21 protein-coding genes and 1 pseudogene are annotated in these 25491 nt (G+C 41.3%); 10 read left to right on the top strand and 12 right to left on the bottom strand.

Features of this window, described 5'->3' with window-relative positions:
* The 4 genes and pseudogenes from AACW06_RS06090 to AACW06_RS06075 form a co-directional block, all read left to right on the top strand.
* A pseudogene (locus AACW06_RS06090) lies at positions 1-131 on the top strand (IS1 family transposase); the annotation flags it as partial.
* A 188-nt stretch (positions 132-319) separates the two neighbouring features.
* Positions 320-994 carry a Crp/Fnr family transcriptional regulator gene (locus AACW06_RS06085; protein ID WP_192074418.1) on the top strand — a complete coding sequence of 225 codons (675 nt, stop codon included), beginning with the start codon at positions 320-322 and terminating at the stop codon, positions 992-994.
* A gap of 65 nt (positions 995-1059) precedes the next feature.
* Positions 1060-1986: a nucleoside hydrolase gene (locus AACW06_RS06080; RefSeq protein WP_192074417.1), complete on the top strand. Its 927-nt coding sequence runs from the start codon at positions 1060-1062 to the stop codon at positions 1984-1986.
* A gap of 263 nt (positions 1987-2249) precedes the next feature.
* Positions 2250-3512: a NupC/NupG family nucleoside CNT transporter gene (locus tag AACW06_RS06075; protein ID WP_192074416.1), complete on the top strand. Its 1263-nt coding sequence runs from the start codon at positions 2250-2252 to the stop codon at positions 3510-3512.
* A 324-nt stretch (positions 3513-3836) separates the two neighbouring features.
* On the opposite strand, the gene AACW06_RS06070 is transcribed toward AACW06_RS06075, so the two are convergent.
* The 7 genes from AACW06_RS06070 to hinT all read right to left on the bottom strand — a co-directional run bounded on the left by AACW06_RS06070 (position 3837) and on the right by hinT (position 9829).
* Positions 3837-5126: an FAD-dependent oxidoreductase gene (locus AACW06_RS06070; RefSeq protein ID WP_192074415.1), complete on the bottom strand. Its 1290-nt coding sequence runs from the start codon at positions 5124-5126 to the stop codon at positions 3837-3839.
* A 346-nt stretch (positions 5127-5472) separates the two neighbouring features.
* Positions 5473-6015, bottom strand: a complete 543-nt coding sequence (gene ycfP / locus AACW06_RS06065; protein ID WP_192074414.1) for an alpha/beta hydrolase YcfP — start codon at positions 6013-6015, stop codon at positions 5473-5475.
* A 100-nt stretch (positions 6016-6115) separates the two neighbouring features.
* Positions 6116-6970, bottom strand: coding sequence for a phosphotransferase (locus tag AACW06_RS06060; RefSeq protein WP_192074413.1), 855 nt, complete (start codon positions 6968-6970; stop codon positions 6116-6118).
* 48 nt (positions 6971-7018) lie between these two features.
* Positions 7019-7609: a penicillin-binding protein activator LpoB gene (gene lpoB / locus AACW06_RS06055; RefSeq protein WP_053310102.1), complete on the bottom strand. Its 591-nt coding sequence runs from the start codon at positions 7607-7609 to the stop codon at positions 7019-7021.
* A 22-nt stretch (positions 7610-7631) separates the two neighbouring features.
* Complete coding sequence (locus AACW06_RS06050) at positions 7632-8021, bottom strand: YcfL family protein (protein ID WP_192074412.1); 390 nt, start codon at positions 8019-8021, stop codon at positions 7632-7634.
* A complete protein-coding gene (locus AACW06_RS06045) occupies positions 8021-9412 on the bottom strand; it encodes a hypothetical protein (protein WP_192074411.1) in 1392 nt (463 codons plus the stop codon). The genes AACW06_RS06050 and AACW06_RS06045 overlap by 1 nt, the downstream gene beginning before the upstream one ends.
* A 66-nt stretch (positions 9413-9478) precedes the next feature.
* A complete protein-coding gene (gene hinT, locus AACW06_RS06040) occupies positions 9479-9829 on the bottom strand; it encodes a purine nucleoside phosphoramidase (protein WP_192074410.1) in 351 nt (116 codons plus the stop codon).
* A gap of 238 nt (positions 9830-10067) precedes the next feature.
* On the opposite strand from hinT, the gene AACW06_RS06035 reads away from it, so the two are divergent.
* Together AACW06_RS06035 and AACW06_RS06030 are read left to right on the top strand one after the other, a co-directional pair.
* Positions 10068-12059 (top strand): methyl-accepting chemotaxis protein, encoded by a 1992-nt coding sequence (locus tag AACW06_RS06035; protein WP_192074409.1) that lies wholly within the window; start codon positions 10068-10070, stop codon positions 12057-12059.
* Between the two features lie 171 nt (positions 12060-12230).
* Positions 12231-13391, top strand: coding sequence for a DUF1887 family protein (locus AACW06_RS06030; protein WP_192074408.1), 1161 nt, complete (start codon positions 12231-12233; stop codon positions 13389-13391).
* A 69-nt stretch (positions 13392-13460) separates the two neighbouring features.
* Here AACW06_RS06030 and fadR read toward each other — a convergent pair whose 3' ends face one another.
* Positions 13461-14300 carry a fatty acid metabolism transcriptional regulator FadR gene (gene fadR / locus AACW06_RS06025; RefSeq protein WP_192074421.1) on the bottom strand — a complete coding sequence of 280 codons (840 nt, stop codon included), beginning with the start codon at positions 14298-14300 and terminating at the stop codon, positions 13461-13463.
* A 652-nt stretch (positions 14301-14952) separates the two neighbouring features.
* Between fadR and nhaB the strand changes: the two genes are divergently transcribed.
* Both nhaB and dsbB read left to right on the top strand, forming a co-directional pair.
* Positions 14953-16545 (top strand): Na(+)/H(+) antiporter NhaB, encoded by a 1593-nt coding sequence (gene nhaB, locus AACW06_RS06020; RefSeq protein WP_192074407.1) that lies wholly within the window; start codon positions 14953-14955, stop codon positions 16543-16545.
* Between the two features lie 85 nt (positions 16546-16630).
* Complete coding sequence (gene dsbB, locus AACW06_RS06015) at positions 16631-17152, top strand: disulfide bond formation protein DsbB (RefSeq protein ID WP_192074406.1); 522 nt, start codon at positions 16631-16633, stop codon at positions 17150-17152.
* 108 nt (positions 17153-17260) lie between these two features.
* Here dsbB and AACW06_RS06010 read toward each other — a convergent pair whose 3' ends face one another.
* Together AACW06_RS06010 and lrp are read right to left on the bottom strand one after the other, a co-directional pair.
* A complete protein-coding gene (locus AACW06_RS06010) occupies positions 17261-20128 on the bottom strand; it encodes a DNA translocase FtsK (protein WP_192074405.1) in 2868 nt (955 codons plus the stop codon).
* 181 nt (positions 20129-20309) lie between these two features.
* Positions 20310-20804 carry a leucine-responsive transcriptional regulator Lrp gene (gene lrp / locus AACW06_RS06005; RefSeq protein WP_053310112.1) on the bottom strand — a complete coding sequence of 165 codons (495 nt, stop codon included), beginning with the start codon at positions 20802-20804 and terminating at the stop codon, positions 20310-20312.
* 156 nt (positions 20805-20960) lie between these two features.
* Between lrp and ald the strand changes: the two genes are divergently transcribed.
* Positions 20961-22085, top strand: a complete 1125-nt coding sequence (gene ald, locus AACW06_RS06000) for an alanine dehydrogenase (protein WP_192074404.1) — start codon at positions 20961-20963, stop codon at positions 22083-22085.
* Positions 22086-22159: 74 nt separating this feature from the next.
* Here ald and AACW06_RS05995 read toward each other — a convergent pair whose 3' ends face one another.
* Both AACW06_RS05995 and cysB read right to left on the bottom strand, forming a co-directional pair.
* Positions 22160-23359 carry a methyltransferase gene (locus AACW06_RS05995; RefSeq protein ID WP_192074403.1) on the bottom strand — a complete coding sequence of 400 codons (1200 nt, stop codon included), beginning with the start codon at positions 23357-23359 and terminating at the stop codon, positions 22160-22162.
* 91 nt (positions 23360-23450) lie between these two features.
* Positions 23451-24425, bottom strand: coding sequence for an HTH-type transcriptional regulator CysB (cysB, locus tag AACW06_RS05990; RefSeq protein WP_053310115.1), 975 nt, complete (start codon positions 24423-24425; stop codon positions 23451-23453).
* A 300-nt stretch (positions 24426-24725) separates the two neighbouring features.
* On the opposite strand from cysB, the gene AACW06_RS05985 reads away from it, so the two are divergent.
* Positions 24726-25490 (top strand): hypothetical protein, encoded by a 765-nt coding sequence (locus AACW06_RS05985; protein WP_053310116.1) that lies wholly within the window; start codon positions 24726-24728, stop codon positions 25488-25490.
* Position 25491 lies beyond the last annotated feature (1 nt).

Raw genomic sequence — 25491 nt, 5'->3', positions numbered from 1 at the left:
GAATTGAGCGAACCAACCTGACATAACGTTCAAGATTGAAGCGCCTTGTTCGTAAAACGATCGGTTTTTCAAAATCAGAAGAGATGCATGACAAAGTTATAGGGACGTTTATCGAGCGGGAGTTCTATTAGTAATTCAACTGATTTGAGTCACGACCTAAGATTGGGTACATGCGTTGAGACTCCACCAAGGAGTTCTTCTGTATTTTCGTAAGAAATAGTAATCAGCTGAAAAGCTATAAAAAAGGACACCTGTCTTTTTTTATGAAGAAGGTATATTATTAAATTTCATGATAGGCTTATTATAAAAAGATGATTTGATGAAAAAATCAACCAATACAGAATTGAAGTGGCATTATATTGAACATTTTTCTTTAGCGGATTACTTGTCTGATGAGACCATTAAGAATATTGATTTGATTTCAGTAAATAAGGGTGAGTACCTCTATCATCAAAACGATGAGCTCTCTTATATTTACTTTCTGGTAAATGGGAAATTGCATGTAAATTATGTTCAGGATAGCGGAATAGAGTCTGTCTACTCATTTGAAACTCCTTTTTCTGTAATAGGTGAGGTTGAGTTATTCTCGAATGATAAAATACGAAGAAATGTTCAGGCTTGTGAAGATTCTACTGTATTAGCACTTTCCGCAAAATACGTGCTAGAGCATGCATATGATAATGTACAGTTTTTACATTTTATTATTTCCAGATTAAGAAAAAGAATCGTATTCGTATCCTCTCTCCTTTCACAATCGTCTGAATCAGTAGAGTTTCTGATATCCAGATACTTACTACAAAGGGCAGAAAAAGAAGGTTATGAACTAAAATTAGAAAAGAGAGAATCACTATCTGCAATGCTAGGAATATCAACTAGACATTTGAACCGAATATTAAAAAATCTACATGAAAAAAATATTATTTTCTTAAAAAATAAGACTCTGATCATCAGAAATGAATCCTATTTACTAGACCTAATTAAAAAAGGACACTAGTCCTTTTTTTGTTTCCACTATTCACGGATATTACATCGTACAGATAATAAGCAAGGTACGATGTAATGAGGCATTTTTTAATTGATACTGATACAGCTTCCGATGATGCAATCGCAATCATCATGGCCCTTAGAGAACCTAGTATCAAAGTGGAAGCAATAACGGTCCTCGCTGGTAATTGCCCATTGGATCAGTGTGTAGAAAACGCACTGAAATCTATTGAGCTAGCTAATACTTATCAGCCCCCAGTCTACGCGGGTGCTTCTAAGCCGCTACTCCGTAAGCAAATAAACGGTGTGGGTGTACACGGAGAAGATGGCCTTGGAAACCTAAATCTATCACCTGCTGCTATCAAAGTTTCCAAAGGACATGCAGTAGACAAACTAATAGAAACCGCAAAAAAATACCCGGGCGAATTAGAGATTGTAACCATTGGCCCTCTGACAAATTTAGCTTTGGCACTACTAAATGATCCAGAGTTACCTCAGTTAATTAAGCATGTATATATTATGGGTGGTGCTGGTTTTGGGCCTGGCAATGTAACATTTGTTGCCGAGTTTAATGTGTGGGCTGACGCTGAGGCGGCGCAAATTGTTATAGGTTCAGAACTAAGCAAAAGCATTGTAGGTTGGGACGTTTGTATTGGTGATGCCTTCTTTGACGCTAACGATATCGAACAGTTACATAAAACTGGTCCATTGGGCGAGTTTGCCGCTCGTAGTACTCAGCTACTAAGAGAGTTTGGCAGAAAGTTTGGTAAAGACGGTATCGACCTTGCGGATCCTACGACAATAGCCGTTGCGATGTACCCAGAAATTATCACAAAGCAATTAAAAACTTTTGCCGAAGTCGACTACAAAAGCGAAGCAGGCTATGGGCAACTCATCATCGATAAATTCCGTGTTAGTGAGAATAAGCATAACGCAGTCATTGTATACGACATTAATGCCAAAGCGTTCAAAGGTAAGTTATTTAGCCTTTTATTGGAGTAAACGATGTCTATCGAAACCATAGGATATATCGCCTCTGGGTTAATTATTATGTCCCTAGTGATGACTAGCCAAAAGAAGCTTAGATATATAAACGCTACTGGATGTTCTATATATGTATTCTACGGTTTTTATATTTAATCATATCCTATCCTAATTAGGAATTTATTATGCGTGGGAATAAACATTTACCATTTAATACTAACTAAATCAGAGTGATAATATTTATATCCAATTGAATTTATAACGTTAACAAGGTGAAAATCATGAATATCATAATGAGTTTTATCGGAATAGCTGTATTGCTATTACTTGCGATTCTATTGTCAACAGATAGAAAGAAAATAAACTTGAGAACAGTTGGTGGCGCGTTCGCTATTCAGTTCTTCTTTGGTGCCTTTATTTTATATGTTCCCTTGGGCCGAGATTTTCTTTACGGAATATCTTCAGCAGTATCTAATATTATTGGATATGGTAACTCAGGAATAGAATTCTTATTTGGTAATCTAGTCAACTTCAGTGTTGATGGACTTGGTTTTATTTTCGCATTTAAAGTGTTACCAGTAATTATTTTCTTTTCCAGTCTGATCAGTGTTCTTTATTATTTGAAAATAATGCCTATTGTTATTAACTTTATCGGCGGTGGCCTTCAGAAAGCCCTAGGTACTTCTAGAGCAGAATCACTTTCAGCGACAGCTAATATATTCGTTGGTCTTACCGAAGCTCCTTTAGTTGTAAAACCGTTTATTCCAAATATGACACAGTCTGAATTGTTTGCTGTAATGTGTGGTGGACTGGCTTCCGTTGCTGGCGGTGTACTTGTGGGTTACGCATCTATGGGTGTACCAATGGAGTATCTAATCGCTGCATCGTTTATGGCTGCGCCTGGTGGACTTCTCTTTGCTAAGATAATTAAACCTGAAGTTGACGAGGTTGAAGATCAATCTCCAAACATAGAAGCTGATGCAGGTGATAAACCAGCAAACGTAATTGACGCGGCAGCCTCAGGTGCTTCATCTGGTCTTCAGTTAGCCCTCAACATTGGAGCAATGCTGATCGCCTTTATTGGCTTGATTGCATTACTTAACGGAATATTAGGCGGTATTGGTGGATATATCGATATGCCGCATCTTTCTTTGCAATATCTTCTCGGACTTATCTTTGCTCCGCTCGCATTCTTAATTGGTGTTCCATGGGAAGAAGCTACACTGGCAGGGTCATTCATTGGACAAAAGGTCATAGTTAATGAGTTTGTCGCTTATTTAGATTTTGCAAAATATCTAGCTTCCCCCGAAGAGCTTCAAGTCATGGGTCTGATGGTTCTTTCAGAGAAAACTAAAGCGATAGTTTCATTTGCACTATGTGGTTTCGCTAACCTGGGTTCAATTGCAATGCTATTGGGTGGATTAGGTTATCTGGCTCCAACCCGTCGTCATCAAATCGCAAAATTAGGTATGAGAGCCATTGCCGCTGGTACGCTGTCAAATCTAATGTCAGCAACCATCGCTGGGCTATTTATTTCATTCTAACCTTATTCGTCAACCAGAAATAACTATCGTCTGTAATGATTGTGCAGTATCTGCTCCTATCTACATCTGGAATCAAAGGTATCAGGCTAAAGTAACAAGTATTATAAATGCTGTGTAAACTGATTAATTATGTATTTCTGATTTTGTGTTAAATGCTATATCTGGACTGCTCTGTCAGTTGCTGCTAAATCGGAATTGTCCAGAAACGTTTTTGTTAGACCCCTGTTCTATTTGAGCAGACTTTATAAACTGTAGTGTAAATTGCAGACCAATAAACGCAAAAACCGGAGCAATCTTGCTCCGGTTCAACTCTTATACCATTAATTAATGCAGCTTAAGGTTTGGTCTAAGCACTCTGTTGATTCTACCAACCAACATCATCAAACCTGTTTTGAAAATACCGTGTAGCGCCATTTGGTGCATACGGTACAGAGAGATATACACTACGCGAGCAATACGTCCTTCAACCATCATAGAACCTTTAGTCAGGTTACCCATCAAGCTACCAACCGTTGAGAAGCGACTCAACGAAACTAAAGAACCGTGGTCTTTATAAATGTATGGTTTCAGTTCACGACCATTGAGTTTAGCGACAATGTTTCTAAACGCATGGCTCGACATTTGGTGCGCAGCTTGCGCGCGTGGTGGTACGAACTTACCGTTAGCTTGGGTGCATTGTGCAAGGTCACCAATCACAAAAATATCGTCATCTCGTGTGGTTTGAAGTGTGTTTTTCACGACTAATTGATTAATGCGGTTAGTTTCCAGACCTGCAATATCTTTCATGAAATCTGGGGCTTTAATACCTGCCGCCCATACCATGATTTGTGCTGGGATTTTCTCACCGTCTTTGGTAGTTAAACCATCTTTATCCGCTTGAGTCACCATTGTTGCTGTGCGCACATTAACACCGAGTTTGGTCAACTCGCTATGCGCTGCACTTGAAATACGCGGTGGCAATGCAGGTAGAATTCTCTCACCCGCTTCCACAAGATTAACATTCAGTTTGCTTGAGTCGAGATCACCAAAACCATAAGTGCGAAGCTCTTTCACTGCATTGTGCAGCTCAGCCGATAATTCAACACCTGTTGCACCCGCACCAACAATAGCAATGTCTACCGTCCCATGGCCATTTTTAGCATGCAGTTTCAAAAACTCATTATTCATCTCTGTACGGAAGCGGTTTGCTTGCTCAGGACTATCGAGGAAAATACAGTGCTCACGCACGCCAGGAGTATTGAAATCATTGGATGTCGAACCAATAGCAAGAATAAGAATGTCGTATTCTATTTCACGGCTTGGCATTAACAGTTCATCATGTTCGTCTTTGAGCTCACTGAGCACAATAACTTTACGTTCACGGTCAATATCAGCCAGGCTACCCATTTGGAAGTCGAAACTATGGTTCTTAGCATGGGCACGATAGCTCAAGGCATCCACACCTTCATCCAAAGAACCTGTTGCAACTTCATGCAGCAAAGGTTTCCATAAATGGCTCGCCTTACGATCTACCAGTGTAATCTCTGCGCGATTTTTACGGCCAAGTGTACGGCCAAGTTTTGTTGCGAGTTCTAAACCACCCGCTCCACCACCTACAACGACAATTCGAGTCACAAAAACAATCCTCAAAAAATGAATAAATATGGTTCAGCATGGCACTTCACACTGAAGAAATTTTCAATCATATGCTTGCTTTGGGCACGCTATCGCCTTTGAAGTAAAAGCTGCTTTCAGTAACACGTTCATTAGGATAAAAATATGCTTACGCACAATAATGGGCAAGTTTTCGCCTTGCTCTCAATTTTTTTTGATATTTATCAAAATATTTATAGTTTATTCATTATATAGAGCAAAATTCACCGTGCAACTAAAGAATGATGCTATTTCATTAACAAATGTAGGGATTTGGACAATAAAAAAGCGACCCTTACTGGAGTCGCTTTGTCATCAATATATGCAGCTAATGCGATTCTTTAAATGCTTTTATCGCTTGTAAATGCTGTGAGATCTTCTTGAATTTATGAGACTCTTTTTCATCCCAAATAATATCGTAGTAGCTCTCTAGCGCAGCTGCCGTTTTGCTGTTGTCATGGATTTCATCTTCTTTCGATAAGATCACTAAACAACGCCCTTTATTTTTCACTCGATACTGTTCCACACACTTGGTTGCAATATCTTCATATTCTTCAGGACGGTCAATTCGTCCTGTCATATTATTCTCTGGATATAAATTAGGGTTAAAGATCACTTGCTTAATGCCACACAGAAAACCAATACGTTCAGACCAGAACCCACCCAGCCCCACACCACAAATGATTGGATGTGGGTCATTCGATTGCTCGATAGCTTTGTGCACTTCTTTGAGAAGGTGTTGCATATCATGCTTGGGGTGTAATGTGCTGTAATTAATGAAACGGACATCATCGTCAATAAACTGCAACTGCAACACTTTTTCATGGTTTCCCGGGCTTGTTGAGTCGAAACCGTGTAAATAGATAATCATAATAATTCCCCCATTCCTTGAGGCTTCAATCTACCACGAAGATTGTGGTTTTAAAGACCTTACCAAATATTTAATGTAATGAGACTACGAAACAGTGATCCTAACTACATAATCCGTTTTTAAGTTTATCGGCTTGGTGTAGATAGTAATCATCTCCCCACAGTTGATGTGCAAGTAAATACCATAGCATCGCCATCATCGATATCCTTGGATGCCAGGCCATAACACCTTCAACCCAGTCATCTACACCTTCAATTTCGCGTAATTGGCAATAGCGATAAACAGATTCCAAAGGCTTCTGTCCCGCAACTTCAATGCTTAAGGCGAGGTCTAGCCTTGGGTCAGCAATAGAAGCATATTCCCAATCAATGACTCGATGACCTTGTTGGGTTTTCACCATATTGTAACCAGCAAGATCAAAATGACAGAGAACTACCCCAACATCGGCAAGATTTGGAGCTGTTCTCCATGATTGGTATAGACTCGTGCATTGTTCAGTTTTGTACTCGGCTTTAAGTTGTAACCAATAGAGATCGACACGTGCGGTAAAACTGAACGGAGCTACGGGGATACGGGCTGTACTGAGATTGTGGATCTTAATTTGGGTCTTGAGTAATGATTCGAAGGGTAACCCATCCATTAAAGACTCACCCTCTATCCACTCAACTAATAATCCCTGCTCATTGATAAACAGCGGCTTGGGGCCGATATGAGACGATTCTATCGCTGATAGGATTTGATACTCCTGAAAACGGGAGATTGAAAACGCTTGTGTAATTGGCGTATTAGGGCGCCATACAAAAGCAGATCCATCTTCAACAATGATTTTCCAGCATCGATTGGTTAAACCACCAGTCAAGGTCTGAGCATAGCCCGGTGGAATAGAGAAGAAGCCTTCTAGCGAGGTTAAGGTATGATCAAGCTTACAAGCTTCACGCCAAGACATTCGCGCCATATCGACTTCTTCCTCAATAATTAGGCCAACACGCCCTAGATATCGTAATTAAAGACCTAACATACTTTTTGACTCTTGCTTACGGATTTCGGTTTCATCCGCCCACTCGATAAGACCAGTTTCTAGATCCATCATGCGCATCGTCATTTTGTAGTACACATCTTTGTCACTTCCAGCATTTTTTACAATGCTTGAAAGGTTGCCATAAAGCATGTACTGCGCACCAACCATTTTACCAAATTGAATCGCTGTACTTTGATTGACTAGCTCGTCATTGTTTTGGAAGTTGAGCTGCTCACGTACAGACTCAACACGGTCCATATCAACAAAACGGAACTTACCTGAGTTCAACATCTTGGTGCTAATGGTGTCAGTGATCGACTCTGTATCAATATGCTCGCTGGTTTTGTTTTTAATACGCTCAACAAAAACAATGGGGCGCGAATCACGAGTAATAGCGGCAATAGAGCCTGACATCATCATACTATCGATCATTTCAGCGGCAATTTTTTGTAAATCCGTTGAGCCAAAATCAACCGTAGTCGTTTCAACAGCTTGTGCGTCACCATAGCTCACTTTATTTGAACAACCGCCCAGAATGACCGCTAGACCTAGCAATGCAATAATACTTTTCTTCATATTGGATCCTTAACTTCCCAATTTAGTTGTTTGATTCACGGATTTGTACGCGAAACTGTTTACCATTTGGATTCACTGAAACCTCAGAGAGTGAAACGGTGTCCATTCCACTAATAATAGTTTGCTTCCAAGGACTGAGTTTGTTGTTTACCTCTAGCCCATCATCGTCATACCAATAAAAACGGTACTCAATATTCTGGTCACCTTTGTATTGGCTAACTAAACGAACTATTCCTCGTGTATGCCCATCAACTTGCTTGGTCGCAATATCATCAATCACAAGTCGTTGACTTAATACGTTGTCACCAAACAACACTTTTTGTGATGCTCCGTCGACTCTTAAACCAGCTGTATTCGCAGCACAGCCAACTAAGGCTATGGCAGTTAAAAGCCCTAATATCCACTTTTTCATTACAATCTTCCTAGTTGTTTATGCCAGATCGTTGCATTATTCCCTTGGCGCGAAATCCACACCAATGTTGTTCCTTTTTCAGGAACAGAAAAAACGTACTCTTGTCCCTTCAGCTCTATTCGTTGCTCCCCCGCATCAACTAAAAGGCTTGTGCTCTTCACTTGACCCGGTAAGGTTATCCAGCTACGCGTATCAGGTTGCTCAGTCAGTAAATTCCATGCGTTAAGCAGTAAGTTACCTACATCATTATCTTTAGCCGCTTCTTTGCGTAATTGATCTTTGGCGAACACTCTTAACGCCTGCCTTATAACAATAGACGGCATTCGTTCTGACAAGCTTTGATTGGCCATCAAATTTACATCCGCTAGCACATTTGATTCTACAAGCTGACCATTGATCGCCAATCGTGCAAATCCTTCAGCCTGGGCTTTAGGATAGTATGGCAGAGCCAAAGAATATAATGCGCCATTACCTCGACTGTCATACAAAGGCAAAGATTGACGCCAACTTTGCATCGCTTGAACAATACTTTGTTCTTCAAGGATGATCACTCGCCCTTGATATTCAGACATGGCCGAAGCCTTACCATATTGCTTTTCAAGTTGAACAAGGTCTGCTTTCATTGCCAAACGTTTAGCAACTCGCAATGTACCGTCGATCACTTCAGGGTTATCGGGCATCACAGCTAACGCTCGTTTGTAATCCACATACGCACTATTCAAATCGTTAGAGGTTTCATAAAGCAAAGCTGACAAGTACAGAAGGTATGCGTTTTGTACCGCTTGCAGCGTTTTGCCAGCATCAGGATAGTTCGATAACACACTACCTAAATTTGGTGTAACACCTTGAGCTTGCATATCTTTTTGCGCTTTTTCTAAGTCAGCTTCCCTAGTTTTTCTGGCTTGCTCTTGAACTTGATTAGCCCGTCTAATTTCGACCAATGCACCTTCCAAATCATTGCGTTGTAAATAGTTTAAGCTCAGATAGAGATGCAAGAATCCTAATTCGTAATCCGCAGGAATGTACTCTGTTAAATTATCATTAGCAGCAAGCGCGCCGACACTGCTAGTGGTATCGCTAAGAGAAATTAATGCCTTATCTTGTTGAACTTTCATTGCTGCATCGCTCAGCTCAAAAGTTGCTTTACTTTCGACATATTTTTGATTGAGAAAGTAAACACGTCCTTTCTCTAAATTATCAAGAATATCACCCGCTATATAATCAGGAAGTTCGCTTTCCGCTTGTTGGTATTGACCTACTTTCACTGATTGATAAACAGCGCTGTTTTGCGCACTGTAATGGCTGAACAAATTTCCCGCAGAGAGATTGGCACATGAATTAAGAAAAATAGGCGATAAAAAAATAACAACGAGTCGCACGTAACGCTTCACCCAACACTCCGTTTCTGAAATCTATAGATCACAGTTATTACCCAACCAAGGTTGGGTAATACAAATTTAGCTCATTAAGAGAGGGCCAAGTGGACAACCACCCACTAGGTGCATATGAATATGATAGACCTCTTGTCCAGCATGCGCATTGCAGTTAACAATGAGGCGATAACCATCAGCAGCAATACCTTCTTGCTGTGCGATTTTCTTCGCTACGGTAAACATACGCCCTAACGCAGCTTCATCCTCGGCTTCCACATCATTCGTTGTTGGAATCAATTTGTTGGGGATGATCAAAATATGGCTTGGAGCTCGCGGGTTAATATCTCGAAAAGCAGTGACTAAGTCGTCTTGATATAGGACGTCAGCAGGAATTTCTTTATTGATAATTTTGCTAAAAATGGTTTCCTCAGCCATGAAGTACTCCATTGAGTGAATATAGTGATAGGTGTTTGGTTGGATTTTAGTATGCGCCAACACTAAAAAAAGCTCAATAAAAAACACCGTTCACTTAAAATAAATGACATTTCACTAATATAAAAAATAATTTTGCCAAACTCGTCATAAAATGCGCACCCCAACCTCAATACAATGCCGATTATTTTGTTATTTTTTTGAGACAAAAGATTATTATGATTTTTCTAGGGAGAGGATTATGAAGGGTTCAGTGATTAGGCGTATGTACGCTGGCTTTACACTGATTATCATTATGTTTGCTGTAACAACTGCTATTATGATGGGAGGAATGAATCAAATTCATTCCAATTTCGAAAGTGTATCAACCACCGCTTTACCACTTGTTTCACTATCAAACAAAACGAGTGTGCAATTGCTTTCTGCTGACAAATCATTTAAAGATTTTTTAACCACGCAGAATCAAGATCGTATGAATGCCATGCGTGCAGAATTTACCTCATCAAAACAAGACTTCAACACTATCCTAAATCAACTCGCACAAGCCAGTTCGAGTAACCCTGACTTAACAGAGCGTATTGCTCAATTAAAACAAATGGAGCAACGCTACTTCTCTGAAGCTTCAGATGCAATGAACAACTACCAAGCTATGTTTGAGGCTCAAGAAAAAGTACAAAAATCAACACGTGAGTTTCAAAGACTTCATGCAGATTTGAGCGTTGGAATGAAAGATTACGTCGACGGCCAGAGCAGTATTTCAGTGAAAGTTATGGCAAAAAGCTATTTCATCAAATTGAAAGACGCTGAAGTTATTACTTCTGATGCTTTAGCCAGTTCAGATGTATCCTTTGTTGAAAAAGCGGTAGCGAGAAATAAAAAAGCCGTTACCCATTTAAACTATGCCTACCGTGGGCTAGCGACACAATTGCCAGAGCTTAAGAAAGTCTTTGATGAATCAGTAGAGAAATTCACTATAGATATTGGTCAAAAAGGCGGCGTGTTAGACCAACATAATAACTACTTATTCGCTAAAGCCGCTTTATACGACAACATTGCCAATCTTGCGGTGGAAGTTGATAAAGCAATGACGATTCTGGACTCATTCAATGGCACAGCAACTGATAGCCTAAATACTTCTCTCGCAGAAGCAGGTGATGTTTATGAGAAAGGTGTGATACAAGCGATTGTCATTGGTATCGCTGTTGTGCTTATTGCTACCGGTATTGGTTATCATATTGCACAAAGTGTTCGTGAGCCGCTAACTCGGATACTCAAAACACTCGAAGGGCTAACTCAAGGGGACATGACACAACGCATTGAGATTCGCTATAACAACGAATTCAGCCGCTTAAGTGGTCATGTTAATTCATTAGCGGACAATTTGCATAATATTCTAGTACAACTCAATGATGCTTCTGAAAACCTAACCAACACGGCTAATCATAACCAAACCACTTCATCGCAAGCACAATCGAAACTCAATTCTCAACGTGAGCAAACCGCAAATGTCGCCACTGCAATGACGGAAATGGCACATTCTGTTCAGGAAGTCGCACAAAGTGCGCAAAGCTCGTTAGAGATGGTACTGAAAGTAGAATCGGCTTCTGAATCTGGTCGTAACATTATGAGCACCAATATCACGACCATTAACCAGCTTGAAACACGTTTGAATCAATCTGTAGATGCGGTGGGTGAATTGCAAAAAATGAGTAGCCAAATTGGTTCTATTTTAGATGTAATTCGCAATATCGCTGAACAGACAAACTTGCTGGCATTAAACGCAGCCATTGAAGCAGCGCGGGCAGGAGAACAAGGTCGTGGTTTTGCGGTTGTAGCCGATGAAGTTCGTGTTCTCGCAAAACGTACCACTGACTCTACCTCTGAAATTGAAACCATGATCAGCAACCTACAATCAAGCTCTTCATCAGCAAGCACAGTCATCGAAAGCTGTATGTCAGATATGGAAATGTCGGTCGAACAAGCGTCAACAGCAAATAGTACGATGGAAGAAATTCAAGCGCTTATACTCGAAATCAGCCAAATGAGCACGCACATCACTCAAGCAGCTGCAGAACAAAGTGAAACAACCAGTGATATTGCACGTAATATTGAAGATATTAATTTGATCGCAGATGAAAGCTATCAAGCTATGTCTCAAATTGCACAAGCAAGCGCCAGTTTGACTCAACTAGCCAGCCAACAAAATGAATTGGTCCATCAATTCAACTTGTAACAAACTAATGGCTAACTCACTTTAGCTTGTAAGTTAAGTGTCAATAATTGTCCAAGGGCGACTTTTATCTAAAGTCGCCCTTGTTTTTTAAGTATTGCATCGTTATATGATAACTATTGCTTGCGCACCATTTTACTTCTTACTTTTGCAAGCTAAACATGAGGATGATTTATGGCTGTTCATGTTGGCATTATTGACCAAGACCCTATTCGCTTGGTCACACCCCTACTGGATAATCGAACGGTAAGTTCACACATTGTTTTTATTGGTGATCAAAGCCAAGAACCTATTTATTTACGTCTACACGCCGTACTCAAGCAGCGTGATATCACCTCTGAGTTTTTTGAGATCCCATCGGGTTCAAATACATCAGCGATTAAAAACTCGATCTATGAGTTAGCAGAAGAGCTTAAAGCAAGAAATGAAGAGGTTAAGCTCAACGCTAGCTGTGGACTGCGCCATCGTCTGCTGTCTGCTTATGAAGTATTTCGTAGTTACTGCTGGCCAATTTTTGTGATCGAACCGAGTAGTGATCGTCTGTGTTGGCTCTATCCTGATGGAAATCAAGATGCTCAAGTTCAAGACCATATCACCATCTCTGATTACTTGACTATTTTTGGTGCCAGAGGTCAGTTCAGTGAACATAATATCCCACCTCAACTCGACAAAAAACTCTATGAACTCGGTGAACGTTGGGCCAGCAACGCATTAGAATTAGGCCCTGGCCTCGCTACCTTAAATTACTTAGCAACGACTTGTCGTAAAGAGCAGAAACTCGATGTTGAGCTCTCTGAAAAACAGCAAGGCTACCGTGAACTAAACCTTCTTTTAACTGATTTGGTCGAAGCTAAAATTGCTACCTATGAAGATGGTGTTTTAACTTTTGCTAATGAAGATGCGCGTCGTTTCTCGAATGGGGAGTGGCTTGAAACTTTAGTACATAGCACGGTGAAGCAAATTCAAGATGATATGCCAACGATTCAAGACCGTTCTCTAAATGTACAAGTTTATCGTCAATTAGGAGAAAGAGAAGTTCGAAATGAACTTGATGTTGCGACAGTTGTGAACAACAAGCTGCATATTATTGAATGTAAAACCAAAGGCATGCGTGATGATGGCGATGATACTCTCTATAAATTAGAGTCATTACGTGATTTGCTTGGCGGATTACAAGCAAGAGCAATGCTAGTTAGCTTTCGTCCTTTACGTCACAACGACATTACCCGAGCCGAAGATCTGGGGTTAGCCTTGATTGGTCCTGATGAACTGAAAGACTTAAAAAAACACCTTGCGGTTTGGTTCCAAGAAGCTGGGGGTAGCGAAGAAATCTAGCGACTGCCATAAATAACAAAGCCCGCTCTGCGGGCTTTGTTATTTTATGAATACTCGACAATGAATAGCCTAGCTATCATCTTCCGTAAAATTAGTCGGTAACGTTGTCTTCATCTGATTCCAAATGTGGGCACTAGCGATACCATAATGACGAATAACTACGGGCAATTCTTCGCGGTTACCGCTCTCACACACAGCTAATAACTCTCTATAAAACTTCAGAGCTAAATCACGAGCTTCTGGGTTTGAAAAATAGTAGCTACCAATTCGGTCGTACAATTTTTTAATTCCGTTGAAGATCAAACCATATATTTGATTGCCAGAATGAAATGCTAAGCGTTGGAAAAGCATGTAATCATAAAAATTAAATGTTTTTGCGATGAGTATCTGTTGACGTTTAGCCTCATCTTTCTCGCCATCATCTTTAATGTGCTGCTGAATTTTAGTAGCATAAGGTGATGATTCTATAAAAGAATCCCACGATTCTGCTCTTATCAGGGCTTCACAAGATTCAATCACATTAGTGATCGTACGCTCAGAGCTGTCTTTGTTTACCTTAAAAGCATAGCGCATAAATATCGGGCTAATATTAGTACGTGCAGCTAGCAAATCTTCCACGATACTGGTTGCATTGTCCGCATCAAGCGTCATAAGCGTATCTAAAATATGTAGGCCAGATGTTTCCATAAACTGGTTTACTTTCGTTGGCTTACCATGTTGTATAGTTAGCCAACCATCACGGGCTAAGCGTTGCAATACTTCTCGAAGCGTTGTGCGTGTAACACCAATTAATTCGGAAAGTTCTCGCTCTGCAGGTAAGATTGAACCAGGCGGAAAGCGACCATTCCAGATGCTCTCAATTATGTATTTTTCAGCAAAACCTGCTGGGCTTTTTGCCTTAATGACCATTAAGTACTTTTCCAGTTTTCTATTTATTTGTGGGTCGAATAGCACTCATCATACCACTACTTACTCGTTATCGGAAACCACCCTTCAATAAAGTCGTTACAAAGCAAAATTAGAGCAAAAACTCCATTTCATTCAGTATGACGCTTCCATTTAGATAATAAGTAAAATAGCTTTTTTCCATCACTTATGTATTCCCCGCCACTCATAACTCACTATAAGATAAAGAGAGATAAATCACATTCATAGATTTATAAGGCGTAATTTAATCTTGCGAAATTCGCTCTTTTTACTTTTTTTGCACGCTATTAACTTAGTTTCACTTCGAATCTTATCTCAATGAACATTTATCATCATTCTCAAGCAATGTTTACACTACTTTGATCGCGTTTTTGACCAAAATGTTGGTAGGTATTTTATCAATAAGCGGTTTTTTATTGACTAAAAAAGCGTGCAAGGTAGAGTGGCATTCGAAGTAAGGATTGCTTGTCTCACTCACGGAGCGTCTTAGTTAAACAGTTATTCAACACTTGGATTATTGTTTCACTAAGTCATTGTCAAATAGACGGTTACAACTACAATATTTGATAATTCCAATACATGAATTTAGATAAGCTAAAGATGTCTATTCATATCAACAGTAAGAGTACTACCCATGCCGATGTCCCTCGGAAGCGCTTTTCTCAAGAATTTTCTTGGTAAAGCTCCTGACTGGTACAAAGTTGCCATTATCACTTTTCTCATTATTAACCCGATTGTCTTTTTCTTGATCAACCCATTTGTTGCCGGTTGGTTGTTAGTGGTTGAGTTTATTTTCACCCTTGCGATGGCGCTCAAGTGTTATCCTCTTCAACCTGGTGGCTTATTAGCTATTGAAGCTATTGCTATTGGGATGACCAGTGCTGAACAAGTAAAGCACGAGTTAGTCAATAATATTGAAGTATTACTGCTACTGGTATTTATGGTCGCGGGTATCTACTTCATGAAGCAGTTATTGCTCTTTATCTTCACCAAGATATTACTTGGCATTCGATCTAAACCTATGCTGTCGGTTGCATTTTGTATCGCTGCTGCTTTCTTATCAGCTTTCTTAGATGCTCTAACCGTGATCGCTGTTGTTATTAGCGTCGCTGTTGGTTTTTATTCGATTTATCATAAAGTCGCTTCTGGTCAAGGTACAAGCTCTGCACACGACCACACGCAGGATGAGCATATATCAGAACTCACACGTGACGACTTAGAGAACTACCGCGCTTTTCTTCGCTCATTGCTGATGCACGCAGGTGTCGGAACCGCATTGGGCGGTGTAATGACGATGGTTGGTGAACCACAAAACTTGATCATAGCAGACCAAGCCGGGTGGTTATTTGGCGAATTTATCCTTCGAATGTCTCCAGTTACTGTCCCTGTCTTTATTTGCGGAATTTTAACCTGCGTACTAATAGAGAAATTCAAAGTTTTTGGCTATGGTGCAGAACTTCCAAACAACGTCCGTAAAATTTTGGTCGATTTTGATACCGAAGAGCGAAAAACTCGCACTAATCAAGATGTTGCTAAACTTTGGATTCAAGGTACCATTGCGGTTTGGTTGATTGTTGGTCTCGCTCTGCACTTAGCAGCTGTTGGCTTAATTGGACTTTCGGTCATTATTCTTGCAACAGCGTTTACTGGTGTTATTGAAGAGCATTCGTTAGGTAAGGCATTCGAAGAAGCCTTACCATTTACAGCCTTACTCGCCGTTTTCTTTTCGATTGTAGCCGTTATTATTGATCAAGAGTTATTTAAACCTGTGATTGATGCGGTACTGCATGTTGAAGATAAAGGAACTCAACTTGCGTTGTTCTATGTGGCTAATGGTCTACTATCTATGGTCTCTGACAATGTATTTGTCGGCACGGTATACATCAACGAAGTTAAAGCTGCACTTACTGAAGGTATGATCACGCGTGATCAGTTCGATGTTTTAGCTGTGGCCATTAATACCGGTACTAACTTACCTTCTGTAGCAACCCCGAATGGTCAAGCCGCGTTCTTATTTTTGTTGACTTCAGCACTTGCGCCACTTATTCGCCTCTCCTACGGCCGAATGGTGTTAATGGCTCTGCCCTACACTATCGTACTCGCCCTAGTAGGCTTAGCGGGAATTGTGTTCTTAGTCGAACCAATGACGGCTCACTTTTATGATTTAGGTTGGATAGTACATCACTCAGCAAAAGCAGTGGAGCACGCAGTTTCTATTGGGCACTAAAAATTTCAGTTGAACATGAAACTTATCCAAGTTAAAAAGCTCTGATAACTCAGAGCTTTTTTTTATTCTCAATAGGGAAATATCAGTGAACATTCTTTCCACCCTCAAGTCCTTCTCACAATCTAGAAAGTCTTGGCTTTTACTTTTGCTTTTTGTGGTTTTCTTCGAACTCTGCGCACTCTTTTTCCAGCACGTATTGATGCTAGCACCTTGCGTTATGTGTATTTATGAGCGAGTTGCGATGTTAGGGATTGTAGGAGCAGCCGTTATCGGGGCTATCGCGCCAAGCAACCCACTTGTACGTTGGGTTGGCCTAATCGCTTGGGGAGCGAGTGCCTACAAGGGGTTAACGTTAACAATACAACATGTGGACTATCAATTTAACCCTTCTCCATTCGCTACTTGTGATCTTTTTGTTACTTTCCCTAACTGGGCGCCACTAAATCAATGGGCACCATGGATGTTTGAAGCTTATGGAGATTGTTCAAAAATTGTATGGCAGTTTTTATCGCTTTCGATGCCACAGTGGTTAGTGGTTATTTTTGCAGGTAATTTATTGGTATTAGCGGTGATGGTATTAGCTCAACTAGTAAAAACAAATCGATAAACTTATTAGGGCACTGTAATCCATATTCGATGCTATGGATTACAGTGCCCTTATCTTTGTCTATCTTAATAATTGACCAAACGCAGCTAGGCGGTGAGAAACTGAATGTTAGTCTCTTGATGGTGCGGGAGCCAGTACCTCACGATTGCCATTATGACCAGGCGCGCTCACGATTCCTTGAGCTTCTAGCTGTTCAACGATTCTTGCCGCTCGGTTATAACCAATCTTAAACCGCCGTTGAACCCCTGAAACTGAGCCTCTACGCGTCTCTACGACATGTTCCACCACTTGATCAAAGAGTGGGTCGACTTCTTCGTCACTTTCCATCTTTTCACCAGGTAGCAAACCTTCGGGGCCTTGATCGCCATGAGTGATCTCTTCGATATAATTAGGTTTACCACGAGCTTTCCAATTATTAACTACCGCATGTACATCATCATCTGAAGCGAAAGCACCGTGAACGCGAATCGTATGGCTTGAGCCTGGAGGCAAATAAAGCATATCTCCCATGCCTAATAACGATTCAGCACCGCCTTGGTCAAGAATAGTACGTGAGTCCGTTTTGGTAGAGACAGTAAAAGCAACACGCGTTGGAATGTTAGCCTTAATCAAACCCGTAATAACGTCAACTGATGGTCGTTGGGTCGCTAGGATCAAGTGAATACCAGCCGCTCGAGCCTTTTGCGCTAAGCGAGCTATCAGTTCTTCAACTTTTTTACCCACCACCATCATTAGATCAGCGAATTCATCCACAACCACCACGATATACGGCAATTTTTCTAGCAATGGCGGTTCGCTATCCATACTGTCACCTTCTCGCCAAAGAGGGTCATGGATTGGGTGACCTGCTTCAGCAGCCATCTTCAGTTTATCGTTGTAACCTTTAATATTACGCACACCAAGCACCGACATGAGCTTGTAGCGGCGTTCCATTTCACCCACACACCAACGCAACGCATTGGAAGCATCTTTCATGTCAGTAACAACTTCAGAGAGAAGATGAGGAATACCTTCGTAAACCGATAGCTCCAACATTTTAGGGTCAATCATGATAAAGCGGACCTCCTCAGGCGTTGCCTTATACAGCATGCTGAGAATCATGACGTTAACCCCAACTGATTTACCTGAACCCGTGGTACCAGCCACCAACACATGAGGCATCTTAGATAAGTCGGCCACCAAAGCTTCGCCAGCAATGTCTTGTCCTAGTACAATTGTTGTTGGTGATTTTGCTTCTCTAAATTGCGGGCTATCAATAACATCTGATAAATAAACTGTCTGACGGCTCATATTCGGTAATTCAAGGCCCACATACGGTTTACCCGGTATAACCTCAACAACACGTACCGCCATCGCAGACAAAGAACGCGCTAAGTCCATCGACAAACTAGAAATACGGCTGACCTTAACCCCTGGTGCAAGATCCAACTCAAAACGAGTAATCACCGGACCTGGGAAGATATCCACAACCTGCGCCTGAATTTTATAATCAGCGAGTTTGGATTCAACCAACCGAGCAATTTCTTCTAATGCATCTCGGTCAATAAAGTTCTCACGCTTTTCTGGATGATATAAAAGTTGCAACGTTGGCATTGGCTCGGCAGGTTTCGGAAGATTGGTTTCTTGTTGCATTAAAAATGGATTCTGTTGCGCAGCCATATTTGCCTGTGCCGACGCCACCATTTCTTGAAAAGCAAGTACATCGCTATCGGTTTGTTCTGCGTGATCTTCTTGCTCGACACTGGCAGCTTGCGGCATAAGTTTAAGCTCAGAGTGAACAAACTCTATTTCGCTTGGTGCTTCTTCTTCATCAACCACATCAAAATCTGAAATAACTGGTTCAACGCGCAGTTCATCGACTTCAACGTCAGCCACCGAGCTAAATGCCGGGTCAACCTCTGTATCTGCCTGAGGCCAATTTGAATCTTGATCCAATGGTTCAGATCTCAACGGCCGTGCTGGTATCTCTTCCATCGTATAATTAATGAACGTGGGATCAGGCGATTCTTGCCCTGGTTGAGATACAAGATCATCATCTTCTAAAGCGACCGATTCAAGCTCCTCAATCGTTGCATTAAGTTGTTTGCTGCGATCAAACTCATGCTGTTCGATATAATTCGATGGTGTTGTTAACTCAACAGGTTCTTTGGTTTCAGGCATATGGATATTAAAACGCCTTGGCACCTCATCTGCTAAAACACTCTGTTGAGCACCTTCCACTGTCGGCTCAGTCGACTCACGATCATTCACTACCTCTTGGTCAAGCGCTGTGGGTTCAGCACGAGATAATTCAACGGCGGTGAGAACAGGTTCAATGGTCTCTTCTCGCTCACCTCGAATCCGGTTAATCAGCCATGAGAACATGCGAATGCTCGTCTCTCCTAGCGATTCAACAATGGTTAACCAAGAGATCCCAGTTAGCAGCGTAAAACCTGCTCCCCATAGAAAAAGTAATACTAACGTAGAGCCTAATAAGTTTAATGTAGGCAAGGCTAGGCTCGTCAGTACATCACCAATAACGCCACCCGATGAGAAATACCAAATATCATCAAAGTTAATATCAGCTAATCCGCAACTGGTTAAAATCAGAACAGTTAGACCGAGTAAGCGCGTACCCCACAACACAAAATCTAAAGGGTCATCGGCATCTCTTTTTCGTAGAAAAACCCAAGCAATTACCATCATAATAGGCGGGATAAGATAAGCCAGTGACCCAAATATGAAGAACAGCGTATCCGCAACCCAGGCCCCGATAACTCCACCAGCGTTTTGTATATCACTGCCCCAAGACGTTTGGGACCACGATGGGTCGGCAGGGTTAAAAGTAAGTAATGCGACAGAAAGGAGTGCAGAGGTAAGGACAGCGATGATCAGTCCGCATTCTTTAAGGCGTTGAGACCCATTCAAACGTGAAGACTGAGGCTCTTCACTCGTTTTAACAATAGTCTCAACTTTATTCGGGTTCTCTTTGAACATAAACCTAGATTCTGATTAGCTCCAATACGTAAATTTGATGAATAATTTAGCGATTGGTTTAAGTGGAAACAGTCCGAGCGGCAAAAGCCGCTCGGTTTGTTATGTAATTTAACCTATCAAGGTTAAAAACCCAATTGACGAAAGTCAGAATGTGGAAAGAAGTACCACTATTCAAACATTATCATCGAGTTTTTATAACCAATTGGTTAGTTTGCTTTACTTCTTCCATTACGACGTAGGTGCGCGTGTCGTTTACACCAGGTAAACGTAGCAACGTGTCGCCTAGCAGTTTTCGATACGCCCCCATGTCAGATACACGAGTTTTCAGCAGGTAGTCGAAATCACCAGAAACAAGATGACACTCTTGAATGTCATCCAGCTTTTGAACCGCAGTATTAAACTGCTCAAACACATCAGGTGCACCACGATTCAACGTAATTTCAACAAATACCAAAAGCGAAGCATCAAGATATTGAGGATTCAACAACGCGGTATAACCGGTAATGAAACCTTGACGCTCTAAGCGACGTACACGCTCTAAACAAGGCGTTGGAGATAACCCTACCCGTTTAGACAATTCTACATTCGAAATACGACCATCTTTCTGCAATTCATTAAGAATATTGCGATCGATACGGTCTAGATCCTTGGACGGCCTTTTATAGTTGTCTGCCATTTTTTATTCCACCTTATTACTTCCTTGCAAAAATATATACTACAACTTTTTAATATTCAGTATCAAATTTTACACACTCACATTTATACTAGTCATAAATTCGCAACAACAACCCGACATGCAGTTATAACAACCAAAAATATCTAAGGAGTTAGGATGATCATTGGAGTCCCTAAAGAAATCAAGAACCACGAATATCGTGTGGGTATGATTCCCGCGAGCGTGCGCGAACTTATCTCACACGGCCACCAAGTCTTTATTGAAACAAATGCCGGTTCCGGCATCGGCTTTTCAGACGATGATTACATCGCTGTAGGCGCATCCATTCTTCCTACTGCTTCTGACATTTTTGAGAAAGCAGAAATGATAGTTAAGGTTAAAGAACCTCAAGCTGTTGAGCGCGCTATGCTCCGTGAAGGCCAAATTTTATTTACCTATTTACATCTAGCTCCAGATTTTCCACAAACTGAAGAGCTAATCAAGAGCAAAGCTGTCTGCATAGCCTATGAGACTGTAACAGATAATATGGGTCGCTTACCACTATTAGCACCAATGTCTGAAGTTGCGGGTCGCATGTCTATTCAAGCAGGTGCACAATGCTTGGAGAAATCACACGGTGGCAGTGGATTACTGATGGGCGGTGTACCAGGTGTAGCACCTGCTAAAGTGGTCGTTATCGGTGGTGGGGTTGTTGGCGCAAATGCTGCGCGTATGGCGGTTGGCCTACGTGCGGATGTCACCATTCTCGATCGTAGTGTCGATACATTACGCAAACTTGACGAAGAATTCCAAGGCCGTGCAAAAGTCGTTTATTCTACAAAAGATGCTATTGAGCAACATGTTCTAGAAGCTGACTTAGTTATCGGCGCTGTTCTTATTCCGGGGGCAGCAGCACCTAAGCTTGTCACCAAAGATCTTATTTCTCGTATGAAACCTGGCTCTGCGGTTGTCGATGTCGCCATTGACCAAGGTGGTTGTTTCGAAACTTCTCATGCAACAACACACGCTGATCCAACTTATATCGTTGACGAAGTTGTGCACTATTGTGTTGCTAATATGCCAGGTGCCGTTGCACGCACATCAACGTTTGCTTTAAATAACGCTACTCTGCCTTACATTGTAAAACTGGCGAATAAGGGTTATCAACGTGCATTGCTTGATGACAAAGGCTTCCTCGAAGGACTCAATGTTATCCATGGTAAAGTAACGTGCCAAGAAGTTGCCGAGAGTTTCTCTCTTGAGTATGTTGCACCTGAAGAAGCTATTGCAATGTTTAACTGATCGCGAGCTCTTATAGTTGCATTCCGCTGAAATAGATAGAAAGCCAGGCTAATCACCTGGCTTTCTTTTAGCTGCTACTCCTTGAAAGCGTGGACCAGTATATTTCTAGGTGTGACTTGTCGTTCACAAAACTGCTCAATCGTTACTTTGTAACCACTTTCTTGCAAATAAATGGCTTTATCCAACACTAGCCATAGCTCAATAATGCGACGAAAAGCTTGCTGCACAAGACTCAGTCTTTCCATCTGCCAAAATCTATCCGCTCCTTTTTCTTCATAGTGTTTTAAATCCACATCTGCAGGCAACTCAATGCTCTTTTGCGCGCAAGCCCATTGGCAAAAAATGCGAAATCCATCGGCTAACTGAGATTTTTTGATACTCGGTACAGGGCAATAATTTTGATAGCCTAATTCCAGTCGCAAAAATAGATCAAAGCCTAAACGATACGTCATTTCCTGCTGACGGTGTCGTCGCACTCTCTGCCCCCCTGTTACAGTTTCTTGTAGGGGAATACGTAATTCACTTTGACTTAATGTTAATGATGACGCTTGCCCCTCACTCGACATCGCTTGGTAGAGGGCTGCTTGAATTAGGTGGTAACAACAAGGTGAGAATGAAATAGCGGGTAGTTTTTTTGCTACTGAATACTCTAAAAGCCGAACGTGGAGGTCACCGCAAGCATGCAGTGCTACAGCGTGTTGCGCTGGGTGAAATGCACACAGTGCCTCTGGCTGGAAGGCATCACCTTGTATAAACTGCATCGGCAGAGCAAATGCATCCGCAATGGTTTGTCCAGCCTCACATAATGGCATTTGATACTCAAAGCTTGTCACTTTTTGTTTTGATTGAGCTGCCAGTATTCTTCCTAAAAAACCTTTACCTGAACACCATTCCAACCATTCCGTACCTTGGTGCTGATACAATAAAGCTGAGCTCATCGAACGAATTTGCTGTAATTTTCGGCCCGGAATTCCTGTTTCAAGATGGGAATCGTGAATAAGTCGATGACTATGACGGGCTGGTCGAAGTTGTAACGAAGCATGAACTTGATCTAATCCTTCAATGAACTCAGATAAATGAATAACCAGTTCATTTGGCGACAATTTCAACGCTTCAATTTGTGAAAAGCTCAGAGAGCTTAACCACTGACCTAAAGGTTCATTGAATGAATGCCATGGCGAACCGGGCACAATACTCTGATGAAAAGGTTCAAATCGCCAAAAGTGTTGATTTTCGATTAAGAAAGCATCGAGCTGTTTAAATAATGTACGCATTCATCCCCCTAGAGTTGCCAATTTTAGGGGGAGAGTCATTAATTAGAAAGCGTTTCTCATTGAAAAGAGAAATCTCGAGCAAACGAACTATTTAACGAACCGGCAATTCAATATCTTTAAACATCTCTTCTATCTCTATATTCGATTTCAAAGAGATGGCTCGTTCGACGACTGGTCGGGTGAGATGAGGTGCAAAACGTTCCATAAAATCAAACATATAAGAGCGCAAGAATGTTCCGCGTCGGAATCCAATGCTCGTTGTGCTGGCACCGAAAAGATGACTGGCATCGATGGCCACTAGGTCACTGTCACTTGCTTTATCAATGGCCATACTTGCGATAACACCAACGCCAATTCCCATGCGAACATAAGTTTTGATTACATCGGCATCCGTTGCGGTAAAAACCACTTTGGGAGTTAACCCTACACGGTTAAATGCCGTATCTAGCTCTGAGCGCCCGGTAAAACCAAATACATAAGTGACTAATGGATAGGCTGCCAAGTCTTCAATTGAAATGCGCTCTTTTTTGGCTAAAGCATGATCTTTAGGTACAACAATGGAACGATTCCAATGGTAACAAGGCAACATGACGGCATCTTGATATAGGTGCAAAGCTTCTGTCGCAATAGCGAAATTAGCAGTACCTTTGGCAACCGCTTCAGACATCTGACTTGGTGTCCCTTGATGCATGTGTAGTGAAACTTTAGGATAGCGAGCAGTAAAGCCTTTGATGACATCTGGTAGAGCATAACGTGCTTGAGTGTGGGTAGTGGAGATATTCAGCGTGCCCATTTCTGGGTGGGTATGTTCACCAGCAACGGCTTTAATACTCTCGACACGCGAAAGGATTTCCTGAGAAATTCGAATAATTTCTTCTCCAGCCCCAGTCACCTGAGTAAGGTGCTTACCGCTACGTTCAAATATTTGAATGCCTAACTCATCTTCAAGCAAACGTACCTGTTTACTAATACCCGGCTGAGAGGTATACAGACTTTCCGCAGTTGCTGAAACATTCAGGTTATGATTAACCACTTCAACAATGTATTTTAACTGCTGTAACTTCATTATTGGCCCCGCAATCCCTTATCAAAGATCCAGATCATACAATCATAGTTTATAATAATTAGTTATAACGCTTAACACTCTCAATTCAAAGCCTGTAGGGTCAATACTTAACTAAAAAAGAGAGCATTTTGTGCAGTTGACTAAATTTTTGCCAAGCAACGCCCAATCTCACAAATAAAAAGCAGTTTTGACGTTTTAAAACAGGAATAATGAAAATAGTCGTTTTGAAGGTGTAGTGATAACTGAGGATCGTGTATCCTTAAATATCAACCGCTAAATTCTAAGAAAGATACGGATTTTATGAATATAGGTTTAATCATTGCTCTAGTTGCCGTTTTACTGGTATTGGTCCTTGGCTACAACATCATGCTCCAGTACAAAGTAAAGGTCGAGTCAGCAAAAAAGCAGGAATCGACTCGCTACATTGCGATTATTGATGCCACTGAAGATCTTATCGGGAACGCTCACCACATGCCTTTTAGTAAGGATTTATTGGTTTGCCTCAATAACCGCATTCTTGATGCTCTGCTTAATATGCATGAACTGGATCCCAAGAATAAACAATTAGTGCAACGAATTGAAAACATGAAAACACAGGTCAAAAACTTGCAAGAGAATCACCCTGGGGGAGACAGTACAACGTTCAAAGTTCCAACCAGTGATAAGCAAGCCCTGATGATGTTGAAGTTGGTTAAACGCCTTAGAGATACAGTGCGCAGTGAACACAATAAAGGACGCTTTGAAACTCAGGCTTATGTCACTGAAAATGCGCGTCTAGAAACTATACAAGTTCGCATCAACATTGAAAATGTACTTAAGCGAGCTAATGATTCAATTATGCGTGGGCAGCCAGGAACAGCAATACAATTATTGCGTAAAGGTTTGGATGTACTGAGTACCAAAAATGACGCTTACTCTAATCAAGCAAGAGAAAAATTGCAGTCAATGTATGATGATTTAGAGAAACGCCGCCAAACTAAAAGTGCCGCAGACCTTCAAGTCATGGAGGACAAAGAGAGAAATAGTGATATGGATGCTCTCTTTGGCGAAAAGAAAAAGTGGTAAT

Origin of the sequence: Vibrio sp. S12_S33 (assembly GCF_963889785.1) — a bacterium.
GTDB classification, from domain to species: domain Bacteria; phylum Pseudomonadota; class Gammaproteobacteria; order Enterobacterales; family Vibrionaceae; genus Vibrio; species Vibrio aestuarianus.
The sequence above is the reverse complement of the archived record's forward strand: the minus strand, read 5'-3'. Positions and strand labels throughout refer to the sequence as shown.